We start from the raw sequence: 10901 nt of genomic DNA, 5'->3' as shown, positions 1-10901 counted from the left end.
TTATCACAATGCACCGATTCATGCAGTAAACTCTGGGCATGACAAATCGCCCTGCCCGGCTCCCGGCCCCGCCTTCCACCGAACCCGCCGGATTTCCCGATGCCGACGAACTCGCCATGCTGCGCGCCTGGTATTCCGGCCTGCCGGTACGCCAGGCCGTGGCGCGCTACCTGCCCGCGCGCCTCGGCGACGGAAAATCGGCACGCGGCGTGCTGGGCACCCTGCGGCGCCGGCTGCAGGCCCTCGCACGCGCCGCGCACCGCAACGATTGGGTGGCCCTGTTCGACCATCCCGCGGACGAACGCGAACGGCACGCGAAGGCCGTCGCCCAGGCGATCGACGCCCTGCGCACCGCGCGCGCACCCGAACCGCAGATCGCCGACGCCATCGCGCAGTGGTTCACGCCGCGCGCGGTGCGGGTGCTGCACGCGCACGGCATCACGACGCTGGCCGATCTCACGGTGCGCATTCCGCGCCGCCGCCAGTGGTGGAAGGCGGTGCCGGGACTCGGCATGGCCAGCGCCCGCGCCATCGAGGCGTTCTTCGCCGCATGGCCCGCGCTCACGGAAAAGGCCCGCGCGCTCGTGGTCGCGGACCGGCGCGGCCCGATGGACATGATGTGCGTGCCGTGGGAAGCGATCCGGGTGCCGCAAGAGGTGGATGGCTCCGATGGGACCTTCCGCGCGCCGCCCGCCACCTGCACGCTCGACGCGTCCAATGACTACGAGGCCGTGCAGACCTGGCTCGCGCTGCACGAGTCACCCGCCACCCAGCGCACCTACCGGAAGGAAGCCGAGCGCCTGATCCTGTGGGCCATCGTCGAACGGGGCCGCGCGCTCTCGTCGCTCACCACGGAAGATGCCATCGCCTACCGCACCTTCCTGCGCCATCCGTCGCCGCGCGGGCGCTGGGTGGGCCCCGTGCGGACGCGCACCTCGCCGGACTGGCGGCCGTTCAACGGCAGCCTGTCCGCGCGCTCGGTCGCGCACGCCCTGTCGATACTCGGCGCCCTGTTCCGCTGGCTCATCGAACAGCGCTACGTCCTCGCCAATCCGTTTGCCGGGGTGAAGGTGCGCGACGCAACCGGCGTCAACGTGCTCGACGCCTCGCACGCCTTCAGCGAGGGCGAATGGGCGCTCGTGCGCACGATCGCCGACGGGCTCGAATGGTCGTCGAAGGGGTCACCGCGCTGGTCGGCACCCGCGGCGCAGCGGCTGCGCTTCCTGCTGGATTTCGGGTATGCGACCGGCCTGCGCGCGAGCGAGCTCATCGGCGCAACGCTGGGCCACGTCGAAACGGACCCGCGCGGCGACCACTGGCTGCGCGTGACGGGCAAGGGCAGGAAGCAGGCGCGCGTCGCCCTGCCGCCGCTCGCGTGGGACGCGCTCGCGCGTTACCTCGCCGAACGCGCCCTGCCGGTGCTGCCCGTGCGCTGGAATCCGCAAACACCGGTGATCGGCAGCCTTGACGTGGGCACCCGCGCCGACAGCGACGCGGCCATCAGCAGCGTGCGCCTCTGGATGGTGATGCGGCGGTTCTTTGTGCTGGCTGCAGATGCCATCGAGGCCGACCACGCACCGCTCGCCGAAAAACTGCGACGCGCCAGCCCCCACTGGATGCGCCATACCCACGCCACGCACGCGCTCGGCCGCGGCGCGGAACTCACCACCGTGCGCGACAACCTGCGGCATGCCTCGGTGTCAACGACCTCCATCTATCTGCACAGCGACGAGGTCAAGCGCGCTCGGCAGATTGCGGAGGCTTTCTCAAAAGCAAAATGAACATGAGCCTGCTCATATGCAGCCGCCCATGAGCAGGACACGCGAAGGTGCCGGCCGCCGCATGTGGGTAGCCTTTTCTGCGGCAATACTCCGGGCCTCCCTCCTTCCATTTGCCCAGCATGAAACACGTTTCCGTCCGGCGATCTCCCATCCACGGCAAGGGCATGTTCGCCCTTCGTCAGCTTTCCCGTTGTGAGCGCGTGTTCGAAGCGGGCTCGTAACCACCTGGCGGGAACGGCACGCGGTGGCTCAACCACGCCTGCACCGCGAACTGCGAAGCGGTTGAGGAAGGCGGCCGCGTCTACATCGAGGCCATCCGCAACATTGCTCCCGGCGAGGAGCTCGTCATCTTCTGTGGTCGACCACAGAATTCATCGACTACGCTCTCGAGGTTCCCTCGAAACCGTCCAGGAGATCCCTCAGCGAATACGCCTGCCGTTGCGGGAGCAGGCGGTGCCGCGGAACCATGCTCGGCCTCGCCTGGCGCGATCGGGTGCGCGCGGCCGATCGCTCGGCATAGCAGCGGCTGAGGTCGGCCAACAACGGAAATTCGATGCCGGGGTGACGCGTAACCGTTGTTGAGCGTCGCCCATCCGTACCGTCTCGCAAGAGTGACTGTTTCCGGGGCGGCGAAGGCCCCTAGCAGGGCCTCGCCAGAAGCCGCTCTATCGTCACGAGCATGACATCCGCGGGCACAGGCTTCTGCCAAAGCGCATCCCACAGAGGTTCGCTCGAGGTTGGTTTCTCGCCTGCACTGGCCATGATGATGGGGATTTCAGCCAGCTTCGGATTACATTTGAGTCGGCAGCAAAATTCAATTCCATCCATTCCAGGCATATGCCGATCTGTAACGATCAGGGCCGGGTGTAGATCGTTCGCGGCAGCCAGACCCGCCTCAGCGTCTCTGGCGGTCGCGACCCCGAAGCTTTTCAAGCGCAATATACGGCTCCATGCAACGACGATCGCGGGATCGTCATCCACAATAAGTATTGTCTGCATGAGCGAGGATGGATCGACTTGCATAATGAGATGCTACCCCAAGCCGGTGGATACGGTAAAACCCCCCAGAAGTTTCAGCTTCGGCCATTCGACGGCATGAATCTGAAGGTCCGTTGCGGGTCGACAAGCGTCTGTCGCCTGGGACGTGCACCGCGAAGCAGCTATACCGCTAGCGCATATTAGCGATATAGCTGCGATATAGCTGCGATTTCCTCCGCAACCGCTCTCGCGCGATTCGAACCACGTATACGACAGCCCCATACTGCCCCGCTGCAGCAATGCGAAGTGGCAGATTCAATCCGCCGTGAGGCGAAGGGACACTTTCATTGCGTTCCGAGTGGAAGCAAAACTGTCACTCAGTAGGCAGAATACGCCGTCGCATCAAGACTCAAGTGGTGTCACTTTCAATTTGCCCTACGGCTGCGCCTTGCCTGAAGCTGCCCAGCGTGCTGCCTGACTGACCTGCCAGGCGCGCATATCAACCAACGCTTTGCTGCGTTCGCCGCCCGCTTGCTTCCAGTCCATCGGGACGAGGCGGTGTTTTTTCCACGCGCAATTAACGCGCCCGATCCTTGGCTTATTTCGTTCGTTTACCTATGATCATTTGCAACGCTCGAAAGCGATCAGGGGATTACCGATGGTCAAGAAGAAGGAAACGATCAAGCCGCCTAGCAAGAAGGCATTATCAGATGCGTCCAAACAGACAAAACGCGGACATCCGTCCGGGGCGCGAACGCTCGCGGACGAGTCGGTGGCAGTCCGTCAAGGCGTGAGGTCCAGTAGGAAAAAATGATAGCTACAGCGATTGCTACAGCGATTAACCGGTGCGATCTGATGGTCCAATGCCCGTAGCGCAGTAAGCCGTGATTCGCCTCGCCCGCACAATAGCGGCAAACGACGCGCATCGTGGCGGGCAGATTTTCTGCGCCTCGGCAAGTCCAGCACGATTGCGGTTTCGAGTGTGCCTAGCGCTTCAAACGTCGCATCCTCGCGCGCGTCAGTGGCCGCCGCCACAATCTCTGTGTCGAGTGTAGAGCTTCGACATCGTCAGAGGACGCGGACGACGGAGCGCGCGCGGATACAGGCAGCGGGCACTAGGACTTGTGATAGGTTGCATGTACAGCAACGGGGGCTTTACATGCCGAGACTGCTGAAGTCGGGCGGCTTGGACTGCGCGAGACGTTCGGCTGGACAAATGATGTCTACGACATTACCGCATTGCTTGAAGACCTCGAGAACCGCCGCGTGCCGGTGTACCTGCAGACGACGTTCAATCGCATTGAGATCGCCCAGTATCGAGCGTATCTCAAGGGGTTCCCCATCCGGATGTGCCGGCCCACATGATGCAGCCGGACCAGGTTCACGTCGACGCCGCCTACGCAGCGACGCTTACGGAAGAGGACCTGACGCGGCCAGTCATTCTTCTGCACGTTGGCCGGGATGAAGGGACACTCGAGCTGGCAGACCTCGAAAGCGGCTACAACTTCATCGTGGCGGACGGAAACCATCGGCTCGTTCGGGCGTACCACCTCGATGTCGAGGAGGTACCTGTCGTGGTCTTGCTCGAAGATGTTGCCAGCCGATATCGGTGCCCACCCCGGCCCGACGAAGTTTGTTGGTAACCTTCCGCGCCGCTTAGATGGCAAGCTTTCTGACCACGAGAAGGGGATCGCTTCGAGCGAGATCCATCCCAGCCAGCCACAAAGGCTCCCGTGCACAGCCATCAAGGAATCGGCCCATAGCAACGAGGGCCTCAACAACGGCGACACGCAGCAGCGGGGTCGCGTACACGTTAAATCTGGCCGCTTCGTTCGGCTTCGGCTGCAGGAGGTCGGCGAGCAACGTATAAAGGGCAATTGCGAGCGAATGCCGGTGTCCTTCGAAATGCATCGATTCGGCGTATTCAAGCAGTTCGGAAATAGCGTTCAGCTTGTGCTCGAGCAGAAACTCTTCACCGCTGCGAATCCCATCGACAAGGTAGCCCACGTAGCGGCGAGTTGCCATAGTTGGGCGCGGATGCTTCTTAACCCATATCGAAGCGGCACTGAGGGCTCCCGCTACAACGTTGCTGTCTGAATTACCTTGAATAGTATTGATTGCAAGGTCGAGCACTGCCCCTTCTTGTTCTGGCCACCAGTGAAGACATCCAAATAGGAGTGCGATAAGTGGCGCATCCATTGCAACGCTTGCATCCCAAAGTTCCTTGAACCATTCGTCGAGCTTATTCGACTGGACGGCTTCGAGTGAGAGTCTCTCGGAAAAGACTCGGTGGATCACGTGTGCCAGTAACCGTAAGCGCGGGCAAACAAACTCTCCGACGTTGTCGCGAGCGGCTGCGGTCGAGCCACGCGAAACGAGCCTTTTCCCCTCCGTGCGCCACCAGTCTTGTAGCTTGTTGGCGACCTCTATCAATTCAGACTCAGTCCATACGAGACTCACTCCATTGCTAACCGTAAGCAGGAGTCCGATCAGCAGGCCATCATCAGGATAGCCTAGGACCAGCTTTGATTCGCCCAAACCATCGGACATTCTTTCGATCGGCTGGACTTTCTCATTGCATAACCATCGAGAAAACCTCGCCTTGGCAGTGGGCGCCTCCGACGGCATAGGCCAGCTAATGAAGGCTGCGTCGTAGAACGTTTCGAACCGTGGAACATCATTGGTGCCGACTTCGCGCCATATCAACGACGCGAATCGTCGCTTCTGTGACGGGCTCATGACCCCGGCGCGATAAAGCCAATCAAGACGTCTGACACTGTCGCCGCCCTCGTGCCTTTGGTCATGCGGCAAAAGCGTCTCCAGTTCCCCAAGAGCCTGTTCGACGGCTGTGTTCCATGCAGTGTTACGCTGCAATTTTGGTGGCGAGCTCAGAAACCGCACGATGTCCGGCCATGAGCGCCGCTCCCAAAAGCGCACGCTCTTCGGAGACAAAGATAAAAGCTGCGGTCCGAGGCGGGCAATCTCCGTGACTGGCAATAAACGTACGGCTCGCGCGAAGAACTTTGCGAACGTATCGTGGAAAGAGTAGTCGTCCCGAAGTGCTTGTGATCCATATAGTCGCATGGCCAGCTCGCAAAGAGTTACTGCATGCTCCGAGTCCAGCCGGAACGCAACTCTCGACGCGATATCCAGCAGGAGTTTCACGGACGATGCATCGCGGTCTTCCCAGCGTGTCTCGACGGTGATGGATTGGATTACGTCGATAGCCCGTTGAAACAATCTGAGAGCAACGTTTTTTCTCAGCGACGCAATTATTGGAAGCTCAAGTGCGTCTGCCGAACTCGCCGCCTCACCGCCACTAGCGCGTGAGAAAACTCTTAAGTTCGAGGATGCGTCTTCGTGGGCGAGTATCCTGTAGCAGGTCAGTAAATTTTTAGCTGTGAAAGAAACCCTGCCGACAGATGGCGGCAGCGATGCAAGCTCAACCAATCGTATGTAGGAGACCGCTGCCCTAGCCGCTTCGTCACGAATCAAGGGGCGATGCGTTCGCTCCGGTACATCCGTCCAATCGAACTTGATTGCGCCAGAGTCGAGCACATTCCCTGCAATGTCCAGCTCATACCTCAACTCATCCATAAGGAAACTGGGGTGCTCGATGTTGTCACGTGCGTTGTGGTCACGCTCCATTGCCTCCTCAGGCTCCCGCTCGGAATTCTTCTTCTCCTCTTGGGCGATGCGCTTCCTGAGACCTGGCTCCGGAGACCAACTAGCACTTCGCCCACGGTTTAAGGCCGATCCACGTGCGTACTCGTCATCAACCTCGACCGCATATTCGAGGGCGCCAAGGAGCCATTCCGACCATTGTTCACGCGACACTAAATAAGCTGCCTCGCCTTCGAACTGAATCGCATATCTTATAGCTTGCAATCCCCCTTTTACCAGGTCATAGGCCCGTCGCACGACGCCTACCTCACCAAAGAGTGCACCAACGCGAACGGGCCAGTATGGGTCCACGTCGCGCGTTGCAACGACCTCAAGTTCGTTCAGTAAGTCGATAGCTGTCTGTTTGTCTCGCTGCTCGAGACAAAACAGTATCCGCTCATGCAAGAGAAAACAATGAAATTCAGACGGAAGCCTCTCGGGAGAAAGCCTATACACCTCAAGCAGCCAATTTGCGAACTCCGTTGAGTCGTTGTCCTCACGCGCATCACGAAGCATCTCCAGAGCGAGTCGGGCCTTGATACGATGCATTTCCTCCGGCGAGGGCCGCACGACTGATGCGGAATCTGGTAACGTACAAGTTGTCTTACTTGCGTTGCGCACGGTGTGGACGAATTCTTCGGCTATTAGTTTAGCGACCTGGACGTTTACGCGGGACAGCGTGGTTTCAAGAATCCAGACGATCTCGCTCAGGATCACTAGCCTTAACCATTGAGGTATGGACGCAGCGTTCGCCTTTAGGGACATCAAGACGCGCCAACTCCCAGATGCGTCTTGTAACTGTTCCCGATTATTGGCCGGTGCCACCAACCATCCTGGGTAGTCCCGTCTATTGCGCTGCGCTACAAGCAACCATGCGACGAGCTGAGACACATTGGGCTCGACAGCTTTCAGTTCATGCGCAGCATTATGAAAAGGCCACTTTGCGCGTCGTGGCGGCGGCTCTTCCTGCCAATAGTCCAGCACTGCGCCGAGCGCCTGCGCATAGTCGACTTCTCCATTCCGAGTGCCAAGTTCAGCGATATCGATTGGGAATATCTTTCGCCGCTCAAGTATGACGCGCTGCCCTTCAGGGATAGGGCTTAGCGTTATCAGGAAAATGGGGGGTACTTTGTCACCTAGATGATCGCGCGCCCACCCCGTCCAAAGCAAAAAGTTCGGGTCGTCGCCAGAAAACCCTATGAGACAGAAAACATTTTCAAGCATCGACTGCTGGACGGTATTAACAAACGGCGCAAAGTCGACCGGATACGTACGGTAGTCCTCCTCGGTTACAATCATTCTCGCGCCGGAGCGCAGGCTTCCGTGTAACTTCACTATGCGCGGCCTTCCGTTTCGCTTCGACAGAGGAACATCGTCTGTTGCAGACACAATCTGATATCGTGGCTTGATGCGCGGTGTGAGTCGCGTACGATCAGCATCGAGGGCGCGCTCGAGGAGGGTGTCATAGTTTGTTGTAAAGACGTCACTCCAAAAGAGCGAGAGGAGCTTCGTATGCAGGTCGCTGGGCATAACTGCGCCGGCGTCGGGGAGCAATTCGTGCAATCGTGAATCGAGCTGAGCGCGCCCTCGAACAGCTGCGTATTCTTCCGCAAGTCGCAGCATACCGCTGGTTCCGCCAAATCGCTGCTTTGCCCTCTTGCGCGCATCCTCCGTCAAATAGAGATCTGCCAGCAGGCTGTCGATAAGCTTTGCCCAAGTGGGAAGTCTCTTTCCTCCTTGAGCGTTTAGGCTGAAGCCCGAGCCGATCATCACCGATGCATGACCGTTCTTGAGCGCGTCTTGGACCGTTCGGAGATGCTCCCCGCCGGGAATACGGTGGATGATATCGGCCACTACGATCGACAACGGAGACTCGTTATTGGAAGATGCGGCCATTTTCGTTCTCATTGAATACTGGGGTGCAAGTCAGTACAGTGATTAGGCGGCGGTGTCAACATTCTGACTGGTAATCGGCCCCTGCCCACCCCTTGAAGTCGACTCATCGCGTTGCAGCGACTCTGGGCACGTCCTAGAGAAATCATCATCAGATATCGTTCGCACATCCTATCCCTTGGATTGTTTGTTTATTCATTGCTGTGCTGTTCGTCGATCGGCTTACACGGGACATCCGTGGCGGGTGGCGTCTGATGTAGGCCTTCGTAAAGCCGAAGGCCCCCGCCGTCCATGCTGCTCCAAAGCGTAAAGACTGGCCGTCGAGCGTCTCAAGGCCCAACAGGACGAGGTCGCAAAGGTGGCTTGCCACCAAGCATGAAATCGATGGCCTCGACGATGAACGATTTTCCGGTGTTCGACGCTCCGTAGATGCCGTTCAGGCCTGCACCGAAGGCCACCGTCGCGGGGCCAAAGAATCCGAGGAAGCGCAAGCGGAACCCCGGCGTCGCTATCGTCATGCGTTGCCTCCAAGGCTTTGTTCGACCTGTTGGAACTCCTCGACCCATCTGTCAAAGAAGCGACGCATTACCACTTGAAACTCCTTATCCGTGTGCTCGCCGAGCACCTCGACAAGCCAAGATGCCCGATGAGGCGGAATTGATGGCCCGTGAATCACCTGCGATACCATTACTTTGCTAACAGGTCCACCGGGCACGGCGATGTCCTTCCAGCTGGTTGTCATGTCGTGCCTCCCGCCTACACATCAAGGGGCTGAAAGTACGGATTCTTGTGTATTTGCGCCGCCTGGACTTTCTTCGCCAGGAACTCCGCGAGGTCTTGCTGCTGCTCGAGCAGGCGCACGATCTCTTGGAGGGTCGCGAGGACCAGGACCTTATGCTGCAAAAACTCACGTACCGTGTGAACTGCGGGTTCCGTATAGTCACTGGCAGAGATGAAGATGCCACGAACCTCGGCACGCGACATGAGGCGGACAAGATGCTCTGAAATCTCGGGCTTGCCGACCGGATTGCGGTACCACTTCATTTCAACGAAGTACAGAACGCCAGCAAGTTCGATCACTCCATCAATCTGCTCGACGATCCCTTCCCCAGCTTCGCCGACCAAATGGAAGGCTTTACGAACGAGAACGCCGTAAGCTTGGAAGATGTTATTGAGCGCCGTTTCCAGCTTCTTGCCTCGCTCCTGTGCAGTGATCGCAGCGCCGAAGAGCGAGTAGAGCTCCTGCTTGGCAGCCTCGATCTTCGAGCTGCGTTCGCGCTTCTCTGCGGCAACTCTTTGCGCCTCGGCGAGACGCGATAGACGTTCCTCCTCACGTGCATTGTTCATGCGCGTAAAGGCGTCTTTTTGGTTGACGACCTCTCGAATACTGGCAACGAGTCCCTTGGCCTTGAGCTGGTCGTCTGGCCAGCATGTATCGAAGTTGGTGAAATCCACGACACGTCGTAGCACTTCACGACGCTCGCGGAGGGCTGGCTCACCCTTCGCGTTGAGGCGCTCGAGCACCGTGCGAACTATGTCGTATTTGTTAACCTCCTTCGGTGTGGCTGTCAGGCGTGCGGCAATGTCCGAAGTTACGCTGTCAGGCACGCCCGCACCACGAAAGAATACGAGCACATCCCGTTTAGACCGGTTGAGAAGTGGTAAAACGTCAACCAACAGGTTAAACAGTTCTGGTGGGTAGTGGAATGTGATGTCCGCCGGGGCGCCAGTCATACGACGGCCTCCTCTAAAACGCACTCAGCGCCGATTTTGACGCGGCAAAAGGCTTTGCTCGTCCCTATCATTGGTCTTTCTCTACGCGCCCTGCACGTGTTTGTTGGTCTTGTGATGGCGAGCACTTGGGCCCGTGGGAAGCGCCCTTATGGCTTGCCCCGATTCAGCTTCAGCGAGATTCAGATCGTACCGCGCTTGCAAGTCCATCCAGAAGTGAGGCTCGTTGCCGAACCAGTGGGCAAGCCGTAGTGCCGAGTCACCCGTGATTCCGCGCTTGCCCTTAACAATCTGACTGATCCGATTGGCGGGGACGCCGAGCTGGCGCGCTAGCTCAGTCGGCGACACGCCGACTGCTTCAAGCCGTTGGGCGAGGACCTCGCCCGGGTGATGGGCCGTTGCGGCCATATTTCGCCTCGAAGTTGACGAGCCTTTGCCATTCGCACCCTGTGCTCCCGTAGCGGCGGCAGATGGACGTTGTACGTCAATCGTACATTGCTTTGACCCGCTCGTCGACAGATCGTGAGCTGAAGCTGGAATCCCGGGTCCAGGCCGTCGTACAACGGAGGGCCCGGGAAACGGCGAAAGCCGCCGCGAAGATCGTCGCGGAGCGGAAAGTGATCCGCCAATGCCAACGCTAAGCCTAGCGTTGCTGCGGACCCACGCCTGGCGCTACGTCGAACACATCCAGCGTTTGCCGCCCTTTCGCCGCGCTCTGCGTCGACGCCTATGGCAGCATGAAATGGCCGAGATCGATCGGGTGCTCCGGCTCGCCATGCGCCAGCAAATACTCCGAGTTCCGAGAGGGCTGTTGGAGCGCCCAGCCTATGCGCGGATTTCCGCCGCCACCTCTAG

8 protein-coding genes and 1 pseudogene are annotated in these 10901 nt (G+C 59.3%); 3 read left to right on the top strand and 6 right to left on the bottom strand.

The window, feature by feature from the left end; translation table 11 throughout:
- The first annotated feature begins 38 nt into the window (after positions 1-38).
- Both BO1_RS47020 and BO1_RS61935 read left to right on the top strand, forming a co-directional pair.
- The gene (locus BO1_RS47020; protein ID WP_028223509.1) at positions 39-1781 is read left to right on the top strand and encodes a site-specific integrase; all 1743 of its coding nucleotides are present in this window, start codon (positions 39-41) and stop codon (positions 1779-1781) included.
- A gap of 287 nt (positions 1782-2068) precedes the next feature.
- Positions 2069-2311 (top strand): annotated as a pseudogene (locus BO1_RS61935) (hypothetical protein); the annotation flags it as partial.
- A 109-nt stretch (positions 2312-2420) separates the two neighbouring features.
- On the opposite strand, the gene BO1_RS55745 reads toward BO1_RS61935, so the two are convergent.
- On the bottom strand, positions 2421-2804 hold the full coding sequence (locus tag BO1_RS55745; RefSeq protein ID WP_084688819.1) for a response regulator transcription factor: 384 nt from the start codon (positions 2802-2804) through the stop codon (positions 2421-2423).
- 1316 nt (positions 2805-4120) lie between these two features.
- Here BO1_RS55745 and BO1_RS47000 point away from each other — a divergent pair.
- Entirely contained in the window at positions 4121-4402 is a 282-nt protein-coding gene (locus BO1_RS47000; protein WP_028223508.1) for a hypothetical protein, read from the top strand.
- A 13-nt stretch (positions 4403-4415) separates the two neighbouring features.
- On the opposite strand, the gene BO1_RS46995 is transcribed toward BO1_RS47000, so the two are convergent.
- The 5 genes from BO1_RS46995 to BO1_RS46975 all read right to left on the bottom strand — a co-directional run bounded on the left by BO1_RS46995 (position 4416) and on the right by BO1_RS46975 (position 10454).
- The gene (locus BO1_RS46995; protein WP_028223507.1) at positions 4416-8318 is read right to left on the bottom strand and encodes an SIR2 family NAD-dependent protein deacylase; all 3903 of its coding nucleotides are present in this window, start codon (positions 8316-8318) and stop codon (positions 4416-4418) included.
- Positions 8319-8644: 326 nt separating this feature from the next.
- Positions 8645-8833 carry an AAA family ATPase gene (locus BO1_RS60860; RefSeq protein WP_028223506.1) on the bottom strand — a complete coding sequence of 63 codons (189 nt, stop codon included), beginning with the start codon at positions 8831-8833 and terminating at the stop codon, positions 8645-8647.
- Entirely contained in the window at positions 8830-9057 is a 228-nt protein-coding gene (locus BO1_RS60665; protein ID WP_028223505.1) for a hypothetical protein, read from the bottom strand. Before BO1_RS60665 ends, BO1_RS60860 begins: the two co-directional genes overlap by 4 nt.
- 14 nt (positions 9058-9071) lie before the next feature.
- Positions 9072-10049: a restriction endonuclease gene (locus BO1_RS46980; protein WP_028223504.1), complete on the bottom strand. Its 978-nt coding sequence runs from the start codon at positions 10047-10049 to the stop codon at positions 9072-9074.
- A gap of 81 nt (positions 10050-10130) precedes the next feature.
- Positions 10131-10454, bottom strand: a complete 324-nt coding sequence (locus tag BO1_RS46975; protein ID WP_028223503.1) for a HigA family addiction module antitoxin — start codon at positions 10452-10454, stop codon at positions 10131-10133.
- Between the last annotated feature and the right edge of the window lie 447 nt (positions 10455-10901).

Source organism: Paraburkholderia oxyphila NBRC 105797 (assembly GCF_000685075.1).
Lineage (GTDB): Bacteria > Pseudomonadota > Gammaproteobacteria > Burkholderiales > Burkholderiaceae > Paraburkholderia > Paraburkholderia oxyphila.
The sequence above is the reverse complement of the archived record's forward strand: the minus strand, read 5'-3'. Positions and strand labels throughout refer to the sequence as shown.

Bases quoted from the DNA above. Each gene is read 5' to 3' on its own strand.
- BO1_RS47020 (WP_028223509.1), top strand. From the start codon at position 39: ATGACAAATCGCCCTGCCCGGCTCCCGGCCCCGCCTTCCACCGAACCC.
- BO1_RS55745 (WP_084688819.1), bottom strand. From the start codon at position 2,804: ATGCAAGTCGATCCATCCTCGCTCATGCAGACAATACTTATTGTGGAT.
- BO1_RS47000 (WP_028223508.1), top strand. From the start codon at position 4,121: ATGATGCAGCCGGACCAGGTTCACGTCGACGCCGCCTACGCAGCGACG.
- BO1_RS46995 (WP_028223507.1), bottom strand. From the start codon at position 8,318: ATGGCCGCATCTTCCAATAACGAGTCTCCGTTGTCGATCGTAGTGGCC.
- BO1_RS60860 (WP_028223506.1), bottom strand. From the start codon at position 8,833: ATGACGATAGCGACGCCGGGGTTCCGCTTGCGCTTCCTCGGATTCTTT.
- BO1_RS60665 (WP_028223505.1), bottom strand. From the start codon at position 9,057: ATGACAACCAGCTGGAAGGACATCGCCGTGCCCGGTGGACCTGTTAGC.
- BO1_RS46980 (WP_028223504.1), bottom strand. From the start codon at position 10,049: ATGACTGGCGCCCCGGCGGACATCACATTCCACTACCCACCAGAACTG.
- BO1_RS46975 (WP_028223503.1), bottom strand. From the start codon at position 10,454: ATGGCCGCAACGGCCCATCACCCGGGCGAGGTCCTCGCCCAACGGCTT.